Annotated in this window: 15 protein-coding genes and 1 pseudogene; 9 read left to right on the forward strand and 7 right to left on the reverse strand. The window is 42.6% G+C overall.

The window, feature by feature from the left end; all coding sequences use genetic code 11:
• Positions 1-29: 29 nt before the first annotated feature.
• Both HWQ36_RS02715 and HWQ36_RS02720 read right to left on the reverse strand, forming a co-directional pair.
• A complete protein-coding gene (locus HWQ36_RS02715; protein ID WP_292697841.1) occupies positions 30-1,700 on the reverse strand; it encodes a hypothetical protein in 1,671 nt (556 codons plus the stop codon).
• Positions 1,642-1,836 carry a hypothetical protein gene (locus tag HWQ36_RS02720; RefSeq protein ID WP_292697843.1) on the reverse strand — a complete coding sequence of 65 codons (195 nt, stop codon included), beginning with the start codon at positions 1,834-1,836 and terminating at the stop codon, positions 1,642-1,644. Before HWQ36_RS02720 ends, HWQ36_RS02715 begins: the two co-directional genes overlap by 59 nt.
• Before the next feature lie 781 nt (positions 1,837-2,617).
• Here HWQ36_RS02720 and HWQ36_RS02725 point away from each other — a divergent pair.
• From HWQ36_RS02725 to HWQ36_RS02735, 3 genes are all read left to right on the forward strand, one after another.
• Complete coding sequence (locus HWQ36_RS02725; protein ID WP_292697845.1) at positions 2,618-4,207, forward strand: glycoside hydrolase family 57 protein; 1,590 nt, start codon at positions 2,618-2,620, stop codon at positions 4,205-4,207.
• A 268-nt stretch (positions 4,208-4,475) separates the two neighbouring features.
• Positions 4,476-4,619: a hypothetical protein gene (locus HWQ36_RS02730; RefSeq protein ID WP_292697847.1), complete on the forward strand. Its 144-nt coding sequence runs from the start codon at positions 4,476-4,478 to the stop codon at positions 4,617-4,619.
• A 4-nt stretch (positions 4,620-4,623) separates the two neighbouring features.
• A complete protein-coding gene (locus tag HWQ36_RS02735; RefSeq protein WP_292697849.1) occupies positions 4,624-4,800 on the forward strand; it encodes a hypothetical protein in 177 nt (58 codons plus the stop codon).
• Positions 4,801-4,882: 82 nt separating this feature from the next.
• Here the strand turns inward: HWQ36_RS02735 and HWQ36_RS02740 are convergent, their stop codons facing one another.
• From HWQ36_RS02740 to petC, 4 genes and pseudogenes are all read right to left on the reverse strand, one after another.
• On the reverse strand, positions 4,883-5,590 hold the full coding sequence (locus tag HWQ36_RS02740) for a Uma2 family endonuclease (RefSeq protein WP_292697851.1): 708 nt from the start codon (positions 5,588-5,590) through the stop codon (positions 4,883-4,885).
• 76 nt (positions 5,591-5,666) lie between these two features.
• Positions 5,667-6,089 (reverse strand): annotated as a pseudogene (locus tag HWQ36_RS02745) (type II toxin-antitoxin system YhaV family toxin).
• Positions 6,090-6,427: 338 nt separating this feature from the next.
• Positions 6,428-7,429 (reverse strand): cytochrome f, encoded by a 1,002-nt coding sequence (gene petA / locus HWQ36_RS02750; RefSeq protein WP_292697853.1) that lies wholly within the window; start codon positions 7,427-7,429, stop codon positions 6,428-6,430.
• Positions 7,430-7,542: 113 nt separating this feature from the next.
• Positions 7,543-8,082 carry a cytochrome b6-f complex iron-sulfur subunit gene (gene petC / locus HWQ36_RS02755; protein WP_292697855.1) on the reverse strand — a complete coding sequence of 180 codons (540 nt, stop codon included), beginning with the start codon at positions 8,080-8,082 and terminating at the stop codon, positions 7,543-7,545.
• A gap of 228 nt (positions 8,083-8,310) precedes the next feature.
• On the opposite strand from petC, the gene HWQ36_RS02760 reads away from it, so the two are divergent.
• The gene (locus HWQ36_RS02760) at positions 8,311-8,619 is read left to right on the forward strand and encodes a DUF3067 family protein (protein WP_185585129.1); all 309 of its coding nucleotides are present in this window, start codon (positions 8,311-8,313) and stop codon (positions 8,617-8,619) included.
• A 60-nt stretch (positions 8,620-8,679) separates the two neighbouring features.
• Entirely contained in the window at positions 8,680-9,468 is a 789-nt protein-coding gene (locus tag HWQ36_RS02765) for a DUF4058 family protein (RefSeq protein WP_292697859.1), read from the forward strand.
• Between the two features lie 53 nt (positions 9,469-9,521).
• Here HWQ36_RS02765 and tatC read toward each other — a convergent pair whose 3' ends face one another.
• Positions 9,522-10,316: a twin-arginine translocase subunit TatC gene (gene tatC, locus HWQ36_RS02770; protein ID WP_292697861.1), complete on the reverse strand. Its 795-nt coding sequence runs from the start codon at positions 10,314-10,316 to the stop codon at positions 9,522-9,524.
• 481 nt (positions 10,317-10,797) lie between these two features.
• Here tatC and HWQ36_RS02775 point away from each other — a divergent pair, with 481 nt between their 5' ends.
• The 4 genes from HWQ36_RS02775 to HWQ36_RS02790 all read left to right on the forward strand — a co-directional run bounded on the left by HWQ36_RS02775 (position 10,798) and on the right by HWQ36_RS02790 (position 19,277).
• A complete protein-coding gene (locus tag HWQ36_RS02775) occupies positions 10,798-11,028 on the forward strand; it encodes a hypothetical protein (protein ID WP_292697864.1) in 231 nt (76 codons plus the stop codon).
• Positions 11,029-11,145: 117 nt separating this feature from the next.
• Positions 11,146-12,003, forward strand: a complete 858-nt coding sequence (locus HWQ36_RS02780; RefSeq protein ID WP_292697866.1) for an SDR family NAD(P)-dependent oxidoreductase — start codon at positions 11,146-11,148, stop codon at positions 12,001-12,003.
• A 789-nt stretch (positions 12,004-12,792) separates the two neighbouring features.
• Positions 12,793-14,130, forward strand: coding sequence for a P-loop NTPase fold protein (locus HWQ36_RS02785; protein ID WP_292697868.1), 1,338 nt, complete (start codon positions 12,793-12,795; stop codon positions 14,128-14,130).
• Positions 14,100-19,277, forward strand: a complete 5,178-nt coding sequence (locus HWQ36_RS02790) for a hypothetical protein (RefSeq protein ID WP_292697870.1) — start codon at positions 14,100-14,102, stop codon at positions 19,275-19,277. Before HWQ36_RS02785 ends, HWQ36_RS02790 begins: the two co-directional genes overlap by 31 nt.
• Positions 19,278-19,286 lie beyond the last annotated feature (9 nt).

The following is a 19,286-nucleotide window of genomic DNA, read 5'->3' on the forward strand; positions in this document are numbered from 1 at the left end:
TCACCACTCTCTCCGACGACTGATTCCTCTTAAATTTTTGAATTTGGAATTGCTGTCCAAACGTAGGCATGATTCGTACCTGCGGCGATTTGAGAAGCCCCGACTACTTGACCGAATTCGTTGATGCCATTGACGGAACCTGTGTTACCGCCCAAGCTACCGATCGCGGTAAATGTGCCGTCTGTTTGAAGCAAGAATGGCGTACTGGTGGCGGTGGCTCCAGTTCCGTTACTAGTGGAGCCAATGATCTGACCGCTGTTGTTGATGTCTCGCAGAGTGGCTTGTTCGGCACCAAAAGTACCAAGGTTGGTGAGTTGATACGTACCGTTGGTATCTTTTTCCCACAGAATGGCGGTGTTCTTAGCCACACCATCTAAAATTCCGTCGCTGTCCACATAGCCAACGATTTGACCACTTTCGTTGACTCCACGGGCTGTACCGCCATCGCCGCCCAGTTCTGCCAAGCCTGTTACCACACCGTTTTCCAGGTAAAGCGGCTTATCAAACTCTAGTGCATCGATGTTGCGACCGACGATTAGGTTGCTCTCGTTGGTGTCAAAGAAGTAACTTTCTACTTTGCCAAAATCGTTAATTGTCAGGCTGTAAGTGCCGTTGTTGTCCTTTTTCCAGAAGAGGGCACGATCGGTAGGTTTAGGAATCGGTTGCCGCACTTCATCACCCGTTCCGAGGATAATGCCGCGATCGCTGATGGTGTTCAGATTGGGTGTGAGCAAAGTAATGGTTGTGCCGTCTGTTGCACCAAAATCAGACTGACCGTTCTTCACCCCAGTGCTAGTTAGCGCCTTCAAGGTGCCGTTTTCCCAAATGAAGCCTTGACGCACGAGGTTGTTGGGTTGGACTACACCAGTTGTAGCGTTCGTATTGGTGAAGGTTGCGCCTGTATCAAAGCGTCCGGCGATTTGTCCGAAGTCGTTAATCGAAGCCGCGTTGACTGCACCGTTGGGGTTGGTACTCAGAGAACCCAAATCCGTTGCCTGATAGCGGTAAAGCGGGCCATTGTCTATCAAAGCCTGCGATCCAGCTGCCACACCTTTGAGTGTTGCCAGTAGATCCCGACCAGTAAACACTAGGGTGTTGCCGTTCTCGCTGGCAAAGCTGAGAGATTTACCCAGGAGGTTTGCTCCCAACCGCACTTTGTCGGATGTGATGTTAAAGCCAGTCACGGTAACGGAGCCGGCACCGCCTTCTAGGATCAGCTTGTCGTTGCCGATGCTGCCAAGGTACAAAGAGTCTCTGCCTGTACCTGCATTGATGACGTTGTTACCCGCCCCAGCATAAATCGTGTCGTTGCCCTTGCCGGAGTAGATCGTATCGTTCCCTGCACCGGCATAGATGACATCGTTGCCGTCCCTGCTTACGATGCGGTTATTGCCTTCGCCTGCAAAGATGGTGTTGTTCCCACCACCCGCATCAATGAAATCACTGCTACCACCAGAGTAAATGACATCATTACCTAGCCCAGTGGTGATCAGGTTTACCCCTTCCCCTGCAAAGACGGTGCTTCTACCCTTGGCAGTAATCACATCATCATCAGGCGTGCCGTAGATCGGGGCACTGGAGCAGGAGTGAGGGAGGCGGAAATCTAGGGGTGATGATGCGGTGCAAAATATACTTAAATCTTCAATGCCACTGCCAGGAAATGAGGTAGATGAATTGTTGAAGTTGGTATTGAATGTCATTGAGAATATTTCCGAAAATTTGGTGTAGTAAACTTCCAACAGAACCAACCCCAGTCTGCGATCGCTGATTATTCAGCATCAAACAAGTTTCTGAGGTCAAATATATCGATGTAGATAGTGCCGAAGTAATTGACACTATCTATATTCGAGTTCCTGAGAAAAAACTCAATATTTTGCCAAGACAAATTTCACACATCACAAAATTTGACACACTAATGCATTAATCAAAATGTGCTTTGAGCATGATTCGTAGGTGCAAAAGCTTTATTGGTTGAATTAGAACTATTGAGAGTTAATCCTAACTATCACCTTTGAGACAATACAACTCATTGATAACTAATGTCAATAGATCGAATAAAATTTTTAGGTAATATCTATCTATAGTTGTCAAGTTGAGAAAGTAATAAATATATTTTTTAGCTGAAAATTATGAAATAATAATAATTATTATTGCAATAATATCTCATCAGCTTTGGATTTATGATTTGCGATCGCATAGCATAAAGCATACTCTTCTCCTTCTCCTATGGGAGATGCTAACGCGAACGAGAGGTTTATCTGCGACATGCTGCGCGTAGCTTGCTTCTTCGTAGGAGTACACCAACGGCATAGCAACTCTTAGAGATGCTACGTGTAGCTTGCTTCCCCGTAAAGCCAAAGGCGATCAGCAAGAACTGCCTCTGTTGTTGAACCTGAGTAAATATTTTCAGCAGAGGCTTATACAATAAGCAAATAGGCAGGTTTTACAACTAGTTAACAATAACAAGGGGTTGGGGCATAACATTGTTGTGTCCGTACACACACTATATTTAACTCAATTGAAAACTATTCTTACGATCCCCATAAAGTCTTAAAATATTGTTAATTTCAGCTAGACTTCTCGGCCTTCAACTTACAAGTATCACCCCAAAATCACTATGGCTATCGGCTACGTCGCGCTTGTACTCCATGCACATCTACCCTTCGTTCGTCACCCGGAAAGTGACTACGTGCTGGAGGAAGAATGGCTCTATGAAGCCATCACAGAAACCTACATCCCCTTATTGAAAGTATTTGAAGGCTTAAAGCGAGACGGTATCGACTTTAAAATCACGATGAGCATGACACCTCCTCTCGTGTCAATGCTCCGCGATCCTCTGCTTCAAGAACGCTATGAAGCACACTTAGCCCAACTAGAAGAACTTATACAACTAGAAGCAGAACATAATGTCAATAACGGGCATCTTCGTTATTTAGCCGAGCATTACGCTACTGAGTTTAGCGAAGCACGTCAGCTATGGGAACGCTACGACGGTGACTTGGTGACAGCTTTTAAGAAGTTCCAAGATAGTAATAACCTAGAAATCATCACTTGCGGCGCTACTCACGGCTATTTGCCGTTGATGAAAATGTATCCAGAGGCGGTATGGGCGCAAATTCAGGTAGCCTGCGAGCATTATGAGCAAACCTTTGGACAAGCACCCAGAGGCATTTGGTTGCCGGAATGTGCCTACTATGAAGGTTTAGAGCGAATGCTAGCTGATGCTGGGTTACGCTACTTCCTCACAGATGGGCATGGCATCCTTTACGCCCGTCCCCGGCCGCGCTTTGGTACTTATGCCCCAATTTATACAGAAACGGGTGTTGCTGTCTTTGGTCGAGATCATGAATCTTCTCAACAGGTATGGTCTTCTGAGGTGGGCTATCCTGGAGCGGCGGAATATCGAGAATTTTACAAAGATTTGGGCTGGGAAGCAGAATATGAGTATATCAAGCCCTACATCATGCCCAATGGTCAACGGAAAAATACGGGTATTAAGTATCACAAGATTACTGGACGTGGTTTAGGTCTATCAGATAAGGCACTCTACGATCCTTATTGGGCTAGGGAAAAGGCAGCAGAACACGCTGATAACTTTATGTATAACAGAGAGCGGCAATCTGAGCATCTCTATGGTATAATGCAGCGCCCGCCAATTATCGTTTCGCCTTATGACGCAGAGTTATTTGGACATTGGTGGTATGAAGGCCCCTGGTTCATCGATTACCTATTCCGCAAATCGTGGTATGACCAAAAAACATATCAAATGACCCATTTAGCAGACTATTTGCGAGATGAGCCAACACAGCAAGTCTGTCGTCCTTCGCAGTCGAGTTGGGGTTTCAAGGGTTTCCACGAATATTGGTTGAACGAAACAAATGCGTGGGTTTATCCGCATTTGCACAAAGCTGCTGAACGGATGATTGAAATCTCGCATTTGGAACCAGAGGATGAATTGCAGTGGAAAGCGCTTAACCAAGCGGCGCGGGAACTGCTATTAGCACAATCTTCTGACTGGGCGTTTATTATGCGGACGGGAACAATGGTACCATACGCAATTAGACGGACGCGATCGCACCTGATGCGGTTCAATAAGCTCTACGAAGACGTTAAAGTTGGCAAAGTTGACAGTGGTTGGCTAGAAAAAGTCGAGTTAATGGATAATATCTTCCCCGAAATCAACTATCGCGTCTACCGTCCGTTATAGTCTTCACAAAAAGTAATCAACAGCAGTAGGGTGGGCATTGCCCACCTTATATTAACGTCAGTTCGACAAATCTTTTTTGACCTCTCCCCCAGCCCCTCTCCGATGCGGAGAGGGGAGCAAAAAGCCTAATTTTTCATACTCCTCCCTCTCCGAAACGGAAAGGGAGGCTGGGAGGGAGAGGTTCATCGAACTCACCCTATATTAGTAGTGAGGAGCGTTTATTTTACCAACAACAGAGCAAGCCTTAGCGTGTGTACGGGTTTGTCAAATGCTGTCAAATCTTTACAAAGACATCCGCTTATTTCGATTTGACGACAAAATCGGAGAAGTTTACATTCTATCTGCGGATGAACTGCAAATTATTGTTTATCGCAATGGCGAATGGGAGTTTGTCAATGAACCCGAATTATGAACAAATGAGTTTTACAGAATTGAGAGCTTATGTCGTAGAAAACCGTGAAGACATTGAAGCTATACGTTTTCTGATGAGCAAACGCGACCCTAATTCTCCAAAGTATCCTATGCCTGTGACAGAAGCTGATATGCAAGCGCAGATGGAAATCATCAGGCGTAAGATTAACGGAGAACTTTGAGATTATTGTCTAATTCAGTAAGCATAGTTAGGGTGGGTAAATCATACTCACCCTATTATTTTATTAACATTGCCGGATTTAGCTAAAGGCTATCTGGATCAATATTTAGTTCTCGAAGTTTAGCAGCTAATCTTTGCGCTTTTTGCTCCGTTTGCTGTCTAGCCTCTTCTGCGGCTTCTCGTGCAGCTACTTCCTCTTCATGAGTTAGCAGTGTTTGACTTGTAGCTGGATTGTAAAAACGTAGTTTTCCTGCTTCCAGGCGTAACTCTAGCCCCAAAACTTGACTAGCTAGGGACACTGTACCATTTGGCAGGGTATTGGCTGCTACTGGAAAATAATTCCCATCGACCAAGTGTAAACCCTGGAGTTGGGGATTGAGATAATCGCCTGTGGGGTCATATTGGAAATATTCACGCACTCCCAGAAAGGCGTAAATTCCTTTCTTTGCGCCTTGGTCTTTGCTGCGGGTGCTTTTTGAGGTAATCTCTAGGACAAAATCTGGGGTTTGATTATTTTCTTCCCAGGTTTTGTAAGAGCGTCTGTCACGATTTTCCACTCCAAAGACTACAAATACATCTGGTGCGACAACCAATTCTGGATAACCTTTTTCGTAGTAAATAAATAGATTACCAGCGACGTATACATCTGGGTGATTTTGGAAATAAATCCGTAGCGCATTTCTTGCATAAGTCAAGTAACTGCACTGGATATCTCCTTCAGCCATCGGCTTACCGTCCTCATCTGGGTACTCAATCGGGGTAACGGGAATATACTCTATTGAGACTGTCATGGGTAAATCCCTCAACTCAACTAGGGCTAGATTCAATAATATCGCTCAAAATGCGATCGCTGTATCCAATCACTGCTTAATCTTCGTTTGAATTTTCAGGATCTTTTAATTCACATTCTGCAAGCAGATTATCAATACTTTCGGGAAAATCCCCATTTTCAACTTTTTTGCTAAAAACTTGATAACAATCTTTTTTATCACCTTCCTTCCGAGGAAAACCCAACCAAAGAATAATAATGATTTTTGGTTATTTAAATGATCTAAAAAATAATCTATATCGTTCAGTTAGCTCCATTTTTTTGAGCCGACTATACTTTTGCAAAGGTTTTTGCAAAGCAAAGTGACTAGCAAAAGGGTCTTGAGGAATTTTTTCTTTAATGCCAATATTCAATGCTTTTAATAATTTTACATTTGAATGTTTAATAAATTCTTCTTTAGGTAAATCATTTTTTAAAACACGAACCCTATTACGCAATTCTACCCATTGTTCGTTAAACAACGGCTAGAAAAAAATCTGCCAACCATTACAAGTTAATGCAGCCATTAATCTATAACTACATCAGCTAGTAAATCATCCATTTCATCGCTTATTTCTTGGGTATAAGGAACAAGTTTAGAAGGGTTCTGCATAGCAAGCTAATATTTTGAAACGCAAAGGAACGCAAAGTAAAGCGCAAAGGTACGCAGAGATTTGTACCTCAGCAGACTAGGAAATTTTAAAGTATTTACGCTCAAAGTTTACTAAGACTTAAGCTCAAAATTTTCAGGTTTCGTGTAATTAACATTAAAAAAGACAGGCAAGATGCCTGTCCTACAAGAAATGATTTAGCAAAGAATTTAGAAATTCATCTCAGCAGCTTGAACTTTCTCAACCTGCTTCTTCTTCAGCACAAGCATAACTTGAGCCAACATTACAAGAGCGGTGAACGCAATCATCCATTTGACTCTAGATGCGTCTTGCAGTACGATTTCTGCATCTATTTGACCGAATCCACCGACGTTCGGGTTGCTGGTCAAAGCATCACCAGTCTTAACTGTTTGCCCTTCGGAAACAAGCAGTTCTGGCCCTACAGGAACGGTATCAACGACAACATCACCTGATTCAGGTTGGATGTTGACTAGATATTTGACGTTACCATCTCCATCTTCCTCTTTGGCAATCTTGGTAATTGTGCCAGTAGCGGAAGCGTTGTAAACAGTGTTGTTGCTCTTTTCGCCAGTAGGATAAACTTGTCCGCGTCCGCGATTACCACCTACGTGAACTGAATATTTACCGAAGTGGATGTTTTTGTCGGTTGCGGGGTTGGGAGAAAGAACTGGGAAGATAATTTCCTGATACTGTTCACCAGGTAAAGGGCCGACGATGACGACATTTTCTTTGTCTTCGCTGTAGGGTTGGAAGGTAGTGTCGCCAATTTCTTCTTTAAGTTCTTCGGAAATCCGGTCTTCGGGAGCAATCTTAAAGCCTTCAGGTAGCATCAGTACAGCACCGACGTTCAAGCCAACTTTGGAACCATCGGCACCAACTTGCTGGGCGGCCAGATCGTAAGGGATTTTCACCACAGCTTTGAATACAGTGTCAGGTAGTACCGATTGGGGAACTTCCACTTCTGTAACCTTGGCTGCTAGGTGACAGTTGGCACAAACAATCCGCCCGGTTGGTTCGCGGGGGGTTTCGGGATAGGTTTGCTGTGCCCAAAATGGATAGGCGGCAGCTGATTGGGGAAGGGCTAGATCGCTGGTGAAGTAAAATGTCACAGTGGCGATCGCTATGAGCAATGTTTTTACGATCGCTCTAGCACTGCGAGTTAACCTCGCTGTTCGGAAAACATTTCTCATCTCTAATAAGGGCAACGATTGAATTTGTCATTAGTCATTGGTCATTAGTCATTGGTCATTAGTCATTAGGCCCTAAACAAAGGACAAATGACTAAGGACTAAGGACAAAATGATTAACCCCACCAAGGTGCATCACCGGTGCGGAAGTCGGTTTCTGTCCAAGGGGTCAAAACGATTTTGTCGTCGCTGACGTTGGTATGGGCTAAAGCCAAAGATAGCGGTGCTGGGCCCCGAACAACCTTACCAGTTTCGTCATACTGAGAACCATGACAAGGACATTTAAATTTGTTCTCAGCAACGTTCCAGGGGACGACACAACCTAAGTGAGTGCAGATGGCGTTAATGCCATAATCTTTGATCGCCTCTTTGCTGTCTACCACAATATAGGTAGGATCTCCCTTCAGTCCTTGGACTAGGTTGCGATCGCCTGCATTCCGGTTTTCTAGAAATTTAGTGACGCTAACATTGTTACCTAACTCGTCTTTTGCCGTTACACCACCACCAGCACCACCGGTTGCGGGTGGAATAAAGTAGTTGACAACGGGATACAATGCACCCAGAGCTACTCCAGTAACAGTCCCAAAAGTGAGCAGATTCATGAACTGACGACGCCCCATATCGGGCACGTCTGCTGATTCAGAAAATTGAGCCATAATCTACGCGCTCTTTGTGTATTTTGTTAAGCATTTTGACAAAAGTACTGTACTTGAGGAACTCTTGTCTAAGTCGAAATGCTAGCGCTCACAACGATGCCATACTTCTTTGTTCCAAGATATAAAAAGCATCTTTTCTGTTAGCATTACATTTCTTTATATCCTTATCATACTGGAGTCACGGAACTTAACATCATAACTAAATGTAAAATCTGATTGAAAAAAGCTATGACAGGACAGGAATTACGTCAGATGTTGCTTGATAAGTGGGGATATTCTTACGATGTCCAGTTTCGGCGGGCACAGGGAAAGATATTTTTGCAAGTAATGTGGAAATATCTGGAGCAAGCTTCTTTTCCCTTGAGTGAGGCGGAGTACCAAGAGCATCTTGACAGCATTGCTAATTATCTTCATGCCTTGGGTGGGTCAACACAAGTACAAACATTTATTACCCAAACACGCGATCGCCCCCGGCTCGGTAAAGCTGTTAGCATTCCTCTAGATTTAGGTGAACGTTCTTCAGAATGGATATTATGACCAAGTTTTTCTTCCTTAATTTAGAATTATTCTAATCCGTCATTTCAGGATAGTAAAACTATGAATTTTCCATTTCCCGGAATGAATCCTTATTTAGAAAATTCTGTATTTTGGTCAGAATTACATCATCGATTCATTACAGCTATAGCAGATACTATTGAAGAAAATATTCCCCCACAGTATCGAGTTGCAATTGAACAACGTACTTATTTAAGTGATAATTCAGATTCTGTATTAGTTGGTATACCTGATGTTTCTATTTTTTCTCAACACAAATCACCGCAGCAATACTCATCAACTACTACCCAAACAGAAACGTCAGAAGGCATTACGGTGATGATACCGTTACCTGAACATATTACGGAGAATTACTTAGAAATTCGAGAAGTTTCTACAGGTTTTGTGGTAACTTCTATCGAAGTTTTATCTCCTAAAAATAAACGCCCAGGCGAAGGTAGAAAAGCATATCAACTGAAACGCAAACAAGTTTTAGCTAGTCTTTCTCACTTAGTCGAAATTAATTTACTCAGAAGTGGAAAAGCCATGTCAATTTTAGGGGAAGTGCCTGTAACAGATTATCAAATTATTGTTAGCAGAAGTGAAACACGTCCTCAAGCTAAATTATACGGATTTAGCGTCAGAGAAAGGATTCCCGTATTTTCATTACCGTTACAGTCAGAAGATACAGAAGCGATTGTAGATTTGCAATCTTTATTGCATGGTATATACAATCGTGCCAGATATTACTTAGCAATTGATTATAATAAAGAACCAGTACCACCCCTAAAACCAGAAGATGCTTTATGGTCTGATACCCTCTTACGCGAACAAGGGTTAAGGAATAATTAGTAATGAGTTAATAATTTTACTTATTCCCTGTCACCTGTCATCTATTCCCTATATTATTTACCTGTGAGCTTCACCAGTCCAACACCACCGAAATAAAGCCCTAAAACGGCTCCAGCTAAAAGGCTTTGAGTTAGAGGATCAGTCGAAGGTGTCAGCACAGCTCCTAAAACTACTGCTCCCATAATCACGTAACGCCAACCAGAAACCATTCGTTCTGATGAGACAATATTTAAATTACCGAGCAACAATTGGATGATGGGAATTTGAAATGCTAAACCAGTGCTAAATAACAGTAGCAGCACAAATTCAAAATATTTATCTATTGACCAAAGTTGTTCAACTACATCTGCTCCGTAGCTGATGAAAAATTTCAAAGCTGCGGGGATAAGGAGTAAATAGGCAAATACTAACCCCGCGCCGAACAGCACACTCGAACCCAAAACCACAGGCCCAAGTAAACGGCGTTCGCGGCGAGTCAGTCCTGGAAGCACAAATTGGATAATTTGGTAAAGAATGAAAGGACTAGAAAGTACTAAACCAGTGTAGGCTGCAACTTTGAAGGACACAAAGAAATATTCTCCGGGTGCAAGTTGGAGAAATTTTACTCCTTGTGCTGGAACCTCAAGCAGCTGGACAATTGGCTTAACGGCAAAGAAACAGCCAATAATCCCCACCGCTACGGCAATCAGCGAATAAAAAATGCGCTGTCGTAACTCTTCTAGGTGGTCGAAAAGGGACATTTCAACTTCATCTGGCAACTCATTAAGAGGATCTGTATCTGAGTTGCCATATTCTTCTGGGTCGATGTTGGGAACGTTTGCAGTATCTACGTCTTGTAAAGGCGGCATGAGTCAGCTAGTAGGCAACATTTATAACTGAGTGCTAAGTAATAAGCAAGATTTTTTACTTAGAACTTGAAACTCAGCACTCTTCATTATTTTATCTAGGGAATGGAGTCACCAAGATATGTTTTTGGGTGCTGTGGGTTTTTTGTCCTGTTTTTTCGGGTTGCATCTGCATAAGTTAGTAGGAAGCCATCTTGTAGGCAATGCCTAACCTAAAAAAGGGTGGAACTGATAATTTAGAAATCACGTCTCTGCGGCTAGTAGTCTGTCACATTAATTGTGATAGGTGAGGGTGAGCAGATCCCGGACTTCTTTAAGAAGTCCGGGATCTTACAGCCTTGCAAAACTTATGGGACAGACTACTAGTAACGCTGGGTAAATTCACACAACATTAACATATAATACTCAGTTTTAAAAATCCGGTTCATCAAGGTGGCATCTATACATACATAGCGCAATCGGAAATTTTTAGCTGAGGTTGAGTATGAACCGGACAATTTGCATTGTCTTGATGGCATTGCCTGTTTATTTATGCAATGTTGGACTAAGTAACAGTCGTAGTAGTGACGTGACAATTGTCAAAAACCAGCCTCCCGTAATAGCTGCTCTAATTGCTTACAGTACAAATGCCCACTCACGCATATTGCCTTGGCAAATATCAGCTAGAGATGATCAAACCGAAGATTGTCTTCGGTTTGGTACTTGTAAAGACTGATACTAATTCGTAATTCGTAATTCGTAATTCGTAATGGGCTTCTCTACGAGACGCTATCGCGAACGCCCCGTTTCGTTAACGTAATTACCGCAGTCCCATCATAAAAAAAGAAAATTAATGGTTTTAGAACATCAACGTACAGTAGTGGTTACGGGAGCTTCAACAGGAATTGGTCAAGCATCTGCTTTGCTTTTAGACCAGTTGGGTTTCTCTGTTTTTGCTGGTGTGCGTCAAGATATTGATGCTCAAACACTTAAGCAGAAAGGATCGCCAAGACTCATGCCAATTTTTTTAGATGTTACTGATGCTGAATCGATCGCAGCTGCGGTTGATAAGGTAACAAATGAAGTTGGTGGTACTGGAATTTTAGGTTTAGTGAATAATGCCGGAATTGCTATCCCTGGGCCTTTAGAATTATTAGCGATCGCAGAATTTCAACACCAGATGCAGGTTAATGTCACCGGACAATTAGCTGTGACACAAGCATTTCTTGGTCTTTTACGTCAAAGTCGGGGTCGAATTATCAATATGGGTTCCATTGCTGGTAGGAGTCCTACGCCGTTCTTGGGAGCTTACAATGCTTCTAAGTTTGCCTTGGAAGCACTCACGGATGTGATGCGGATGGAATTACGTCCTTGGGGAATCTCGGTTTCAATTATTGAACCTGGTTCTATTGCTACCCCAATCTGGGAAAAGTCCCTAAGTCAATCTGAAGTAGCACAGTACGATTTACCACAATCGGCACAGAATCTCTACGGTCAAGCAATGAATATTGTCCGCAAGAAAATGCAGATTCTCGCATCTAAGGGAATTTCGGCGGATATTGTCGCTCAGACTGTTGTTCATGCGCTCACTGCAAAACAACCCAAGACGCGCTATCTGGTTGGACAAGATGCCAAACTCGGAGCGGTGCTAAAGCATATTCTGCCTGATAAGCTACATGACAAGATAATTTTATACTCAATGGGATTGTAGATTAGCGAGCGTCAATACTTCAGGGGTAGTCATACTATTTCACTTTAAAGTTGATACAAATAGGCAGCAGGGGAGCAGGGGAGCAGGGAGCAGGGGGAAAGAGTTAGAGACAAATCATTTGTATCAGGCATTCCGGGAAATGGTATCACTCTGAATTTAAAAGCTGTCATCAACAAAATCGTTATTTTTGTAACTAGAGGCAAAATCTATTTACAAAAATAGCTCTAAGAGGATGTTTGAAAAGTCCTCGTCTCGGTAGCAATGGGATGGGTGTCAGCACTACGTGCCGCTAGGCGAACACCCGTCCCATATTCACGGCGGGCAGGATGCCCACCCTACAAGATGGATAATTTATTTCTTGTCAGTCCCTAAATTGAAGTTGTAATTAACCAACATTCTTGCTAAAAGTCTTATACTGCAAGGATTGTAGATTATTTTTTCGCCAAAGTGACGGAAGCTCTCAATAACTCAAGCTGATGACGGGTTCAAGACAGCTACAAAACTGTACTTAACAGTACCTTTTTTTGTATTGGATGTTTTTAATATTGATAAGAGTAACTTATTTAATATTAGATATTATTGCTATTTGTACTTATAGTAGTATTTCTGCTTATTTTAACTAAAATCTCAGTATTACTTTGTGCTACATCTAACTTATGTATAAACAATTATCCGAAATGTTGCTAGTTTAGTTAGTAGTTTGATTAAAATAAGGCATAAATTCCCTAAAATCAATATATTTATTCAATAAATTTTGTCATTCCCATTACTGAGTGAACTTGATTAGTTATGCTCCTAGATTTAGAAAGATTTTATCAGGCTTGCAATCCGAGCAGACCTCTAATCATAGGAAACGCCAGCGATCGCAGGTACTATATCGATTTTGCTGCGGTGCGGGGTGGTAAAATCATCGAGGCTTTGCAGCGCACGATCGCTCGGATATCACCGGATACACCAACTTGTCAGTTATTTACAGGACATCTCGGCTGTGGAAAATCAACGGAGTTGTTGCGGCTGAAAGCTGAGTTAGAAGCGCAGCAATTTCATGTCGTTTACTTTGAGTCTACCCATGTCTTAGAAATGGCAGATGTGGATGTGACTGATATTTTATTAGCGATCGCAGGACAAGTAAGTGAAAGCCTAGAAGCCATGAAAATTAGGCTCAAGCCTACTTACTTTACCAAGTTGTTTGGTGAAATTGTGGATTTTCTGCAAACGCCAATTGACCTTGGAGTAGAAGCAGAATTGTCTGTGGGAATTGCCAAAATTACAGCTAAAACTAAAGAAAGTCCCCAATTGCGGCGGCGGTTAAGAGATTATCTAGAACCGCGAACAGCAAATATTTTACAGTCAATTAATCAAGAATTACTAGAACGTGCCAACAAGGAACTGAAAACCAGAGGTAAAAAAGGACTAGTAGTTATTGTTGATAATTTGGATAGAGTCGCAATTCGCCCTTTACCATCGGGGCGATCGCTGCCAGAATACTTATTTATTCAGCGTGGTGAACAGTTACGAAAACTGAATTGTCATGTAGTCTACACTATTCCTTTAGCTCTGACTTTCTCCAACGATAGCGCCGAACTTCAGCATCGTTTAGGGGGAGGAGTCGCACCAAAAGTATTACCGATGATACCTGTACGTCTGCGCTCTGGAGAGATTTTTCCTCAAGGGCTAGCAATGTTACGGCAAATGGTTCTAGCTAGAGCTTTTCCAGACATTTTACCTAGCGATCGGTTAGGCTTAATTACAGAGGTGTTTGATAGTCTAGAAACCTTAGATCGCTTGTGCTTGATTAGTGGTGGTCATGTCCGCGACTTATTAGGGTTACTGTTTGACTGTCTGAGAGAACAAGATCCACCTTTTGAGCGGGAATGTGTCGATTTGGTGATTCGCAGACAGCGAGATTACCGAGCCAACGCCATTGACCCCCATGAGTGGGAACTAATCTTTCAGGTGGTGCAACAGCAGAGAGTGAGAGGTGATATAGAATACCATACTTTATTGCGAAGTTTATTTGTATTTGAATACCGAGATCATCAGGGGGCTTGGTTTGCCGTCAACCCAGTTTTAGCAGAGACGGAAAAATTTAAATCATGGTTGAACGACACCCACAAGCAGATATAAGAGCAGCTAATGAGCGGGCTTTAAGGAGTTTGGGGAGAGCAATTGCCCTTTCTAGCGGTCAATTCTCTCTGGTTTTGGTGTGCTGCAATTATCGAGTTTTGCAAGAGCTTATGTTGCAACGACTCGAAGAACTCTCTTCAGGAGTACACCAGATTCAAAAGGTAATTCTGCCGCATAATGCGAGAAGTCTTTACACAAGTATTCATTTACAACTGGTAACTGAAGATAATCGGCCATCGGCGTTGATGATTTTGGGTTTAGAGTCAGTAGATGAAATCGATGACCTATTAAGGTCTATCAATCATATTCGTGATGAATTTCGCAAACGCCACCCATTCCCGATGATTTTGTGGGTGAATGAAGAAGTGTTGCAAAAGGTAGTCCGTTTAGCACCAGATTTTGCTAGTTGGGCGGCTACACCGATTCGGTTTGAGATGACAACTCAATCATTACGGCAATTTTTGCAACAGGAAACAGACTCTTTATTTGCCACGGTGTTACCAAGCGATGCTGGACAACATCAACCTCCTCAAGTTGCAAAGCATTATTTTACTGTGGAGCAAGTCTGGAAAAATAGCTATGAACTCCACTTTGCCATTGAAGAGTTGCACAATCGTGGTATTACCTTAGAGCCAGAATTATACGCTAGTTTAGAGTTTGTTTTTGGTCTAGATAATTATATTAGCGATCGCATCAATACAGCTTTAAGCCATTTTCAGCAAAGCTTACAAGTTTGGCAAAAGTTAGAGGAAATAGGGGAAGCAAGAGAGCAGGGGAGCAGGGGAGCAGGGGAAGCAGGGGGAGATGAGGGGGTATTTTATTCGTCTACGCCTCCTAATCGGCCATCTCCTCTACTTCTACGACAGGGAGTTTTGCTGTTTTATATTGGGCTGTGTTATTGCCGTTTAGCAGAGCAAAATCAATTAGAAAACCGTCGTCATTGGTACACAGCTAAATTTTATTTTCAGCAATGTTTGCATGTTTTACAGGTGGCTGGGCGTTTAGATGTAGTTGCTGGATTTATCGGTCAACTTGCAGAAGTTTTGCAATATCTGCAAGAGTGGGAAGAGTTGCAGACTGTTGCTCAAAAGTCTTTGGAATTGCATCAAACTTATGGTAATCAAATTCAATTAGCTTGTGACTACGGTTTTCTGGCACAAGTGGCTGTGCAGCAGTCGCGGTGGGTACAGGCGAGTATATTAGCACACGTATCGCTGCTGAAATTAGGTGAAGCCCAAAAGCACAACGATCCTTATAACTGCTTATTTCCATTACTGCTGGGGCAAATTTACTATTTAGTGTTGGCGAAAGCACAGCGAAATTTAGGTGAGCTAGTAATTGCTCATGAATACTTAGAAAAAGCAACAAAAGAACTACCAGCAGCCTTAGAAAGCAGTGCCCATCAATATGATGCCCATCGTTATATTCGCTTGTTGCGGACACTGCGATCGCTATATTTTGAAGAAGGTCGCTATTTAGAAGCCTATTACATTCGGCAGAAACGGCGTTCTGTTGAGCAGCAGTACGGTTTTCGGGCTTTTATTGGTGCAGGACGCTTGCAACCCCAAAGACAAGCGACAAACCCTGCATTAATGGCACCTTCTGGAACTAGTAGCGTTGCTTTAGAAATTGCTGCTTCTGGTCGGGAGCGTGATATTAATAACTTAATTGGCAGAATTAGCCGCGCCGATCAAAAGCTAACGGTGATTCACGGTCAATCAGGGGTAGGTAAGAGTTCTACCGTCACGGCGGGTTTAGTTCCAGCACTGCAAAATCGAGCCATTGGCGACCAAATAGCCGTGCCTGTAGTACTGCAAGTTTATACCGATTGGGCGCGAGAATTAGCGAAATCTTTAAGTGAGGCGATGTCTAGTGACGCATCCCTTGCCATATACGCTGATATTAAGCTAGAAACAGCCATTGAAGCGGCGGAGGTTTTGCCCTACTCTCATACACCTATCACTATTGTCAGAATTTTACAACAACTCCAAGAAAATGCTGACAACCATTTGATCACAGTTTTAATTTTTGACCAGTTTGAAGAATTTTTCTTTGGTTATAGCGATCGCAACCAAAAGCAAGAGTTTGATAAATTTATTAGCGATTGTCTCAATATACCCTTTGTCAAAGTTATCCTTTCCTTGCGAGAAGATTATTTACATCGTCTGTTAGATTTTAAACATCTCTCGGCGCTAGAAGCGATTAATAATAATATTCTCGACAAGCATATTCGCTACCAGTTGAATAACTTTTCGCCAGAATATGCCAAAGCAATTATCCAAAAATTGACCGAGCGATCGCAGTTTAATTTAGAACCTGCATTAATTGATGCCTTAATTGAAGATTTATCTACAGAATTTGGAGAAGTCCGCCCCATTGAATTACAAGTTGTGGGAGCGCAAATTCAAGATGAGCGCATTACTACATTAGAAGAATATCAGCCATATAGACCCAACAAACTTATCGAGAGATATCTTAAAGAACTTATTAAAGACTGCGGTCCAGAAAATGAACGAGCCGCTCTCCTCGTCTTATACTTATTAACAGATGAAAGTAACAACCGACCTTTTAAAACTCGTGCTGAATTAGCAGCACAGCTAGCAGAATTAGAAGATGCTAGCAAATTAGAGTTAGTATTAGAAATTTTAGTTAGCTCCGGTTTGGTAGTATTATTCCCTGATGTACCAGAACGCTATCAACTGATTCACGATTATTTAGTAGACTTAATTCGCTATCTGCAACAACAAGAATCAAGCTTACAAGTACAACTAAATCAGTTGCGCTACAAAGTAGAACAAAGTAAAGCTGAGATTGAGCGACTTAAGAGCGAACTTAGCCAGAAAAAGCAGCGTTCTATCTTAGTAGAACCTCATCCCCAACAGGGATTAGATTTATTAACAGAATTGCGAGAACTACACAAACGAGAAGAATTAAGTCAGTTACAAATTGAGCAATTACGAGCCGAATTAAAAGAAAAAGAGCTAACAGCTCAACTTGCAGAAAGTCAAAAGAAACAAAGACTTAGTGAAGCTCAATTAAATCGTTCATTGAAAATTGCTCTGACTGCTTCTGTTCTCGCCATATTAGGATTAAGTGTTTCCATCGTCACAGTAGTTGATAGCGAAATTAAAACCCTCAGTGCATCTAGTGAAGCCCTCTTTGCATCGCAAAAAGGGATTGATGCTTTAAAAGATGGTTTAAGGGCGGGAAGAAAATTACAACAAACAGTTTGGGTAGATTCTTATACAAGAGAGCAAGTACAGACGGCGCTTTATCAAGCTGTTTCTGGGTTAAGAGAATATAATCGCTTGGAGGGACATCTATCTGGGGTAAATAATGCTACATTCAGTCCTGACCGCTCATTAATTGCCTCAGCCAGTGCGGATACTACAATTAAACTTTGGCTTCCTAATGGTAGCTTGGTCAAAACCTTCTCAGGACATGAAGATGTCGTTAATAGCGTCAGTTTTAGCCCAGATGGTCAAACGATCGCTTCCGCCAGTCAAGATAAGACAGTGAAACTGTGGAGTCGAGAGGGCCAACTGCTTTTTACCTTATTAGGGCATCAAGGTGTAGTAAATAGTGTCAGTTTTAGCCCTGATGGTCAGATTATTGCCTCAGCGAGTACAGACAAGACAGTAAAACTGTGGAGTCGGGATGGTAAACCGCTCAAAACCTTGCAAGGACATGATGGTGCAGTTTTGAGTGTCGCTTGGTCAACCGATGGACAGACCATTGCTTCCGGGAGTGCTGACAAGACAGTGAAATTGTGGAGTCGAGATGGCCAACTGCTAAAAACCTTACAGGGAAATGATGATGCAGTCAAAAGTGTAGCTTGGTCGCCCGATGGGAAAACCATTGCTTCTGCTAGTTTAGACCAGACAATCAAACTGTGGAATCTGGAGGGTAAATTACTGCGAACCTTATCAGGTCATAGTGCTGGAGTTACCAGCGTCAGTTTTAGCCGTGATGGTAATACCATCGCTTCCGCAAGTACCGACGAGACAATCAAACTTTGGAGTTTTGAAGGTGTGCTGCTAGGAACCCTAAAGGGACATAATAATTGGGTTAATAGCGTCAGTTTCAGCCCAGACGGCCGCACCTTAGCTTCTGCAAGTCGGGACAAAACAATCAAACTTTGGCATTGGGATGATGTGTTATTGCGAAAACCCAAAGCCGATAATGATGACTGGGTAACTAGCATCAGTTTCAGCCCAGGCGATCGCACTTTAGCAGCTGGGAGCCGAGACAAAACTGTAAAACTGTTCAGCCGCGATGGTAAACTACTCCGTACTTTCACTGGGCATGAAGGTCAAGTTTGGGGAGTTAGTTTCAGTCCAGATGGTAAAGTAATTGCCTCGGCTAGTAAAGATCAAACAGTGAAGCTTTGGAGTGCTGACGGTAAACTGCTCAACACCTTACAGGGTCATAATAGTACCGTCTTGAGTGTAGCTTGGTCGCCTAATAGTCAAGTAATTGCCTCGGCTAGTAAAGATAAAACGGTAAAGCTTTGGAGTCGAGACGGTAAACTGCTTAACACCTTGCAAGGACATCAAGATGCAGTGAATTGGGTAAGTTTTAGCCCAGATGGTAAATTGCTAGCCTCAGCCAGTGATGACAAAACCGTGAAAATCTGGAGTATACAGGGTAAATTACTATACACCTTAATTGGTCATAGTCGTCGGGTAAATGGGGTTGCTTGGTCGCCTGATAGTCAGGTAATTGCTTCAGTTAGTATTGATAGCACAGTCCAACTTTGGAGCCGGGACGGTGGTTTGCTAAATACTCTCGCAGGGGATGGCGATAGTTTTATTAGTGTGAGTTTTAGCCCAGATGGTAAGACTTTAGCAGCTAGCAGTGATGACAAAATAAGAATTTGGAACCGACAAGGGACATTACTGATTGCTTTGAAAGGCTATGAAGCTGAGTTAACCAGCGTCAGCTTCAGTCCCGACGGTAAGACTCTGGCTGCGGGTAGTGGTAATGGTACAGTGATTTTCCAAAATTTGGCAGATATCGAACTGGAAAAATTGCTGGCACGGGGTTGCAATTTGCTACATGATTATTTGCAGACTAATCAGAAGGTAATGAAAAGCGATAGCTCCGCCAACGCCAAGGGCGATCGCGCCTTGTGTTCTAGTAGGTGATAGCCTATT

The sequence above is a fragment of the Nostoc sp. NMS2 genome, from assembly GCF_017115105.1.
Taxonomy (GTDB): Bacteria; Cyanobacteriota; Cyanobacteriia; order Cyanobacteriales; family Nostocaceae; genus Nostoc.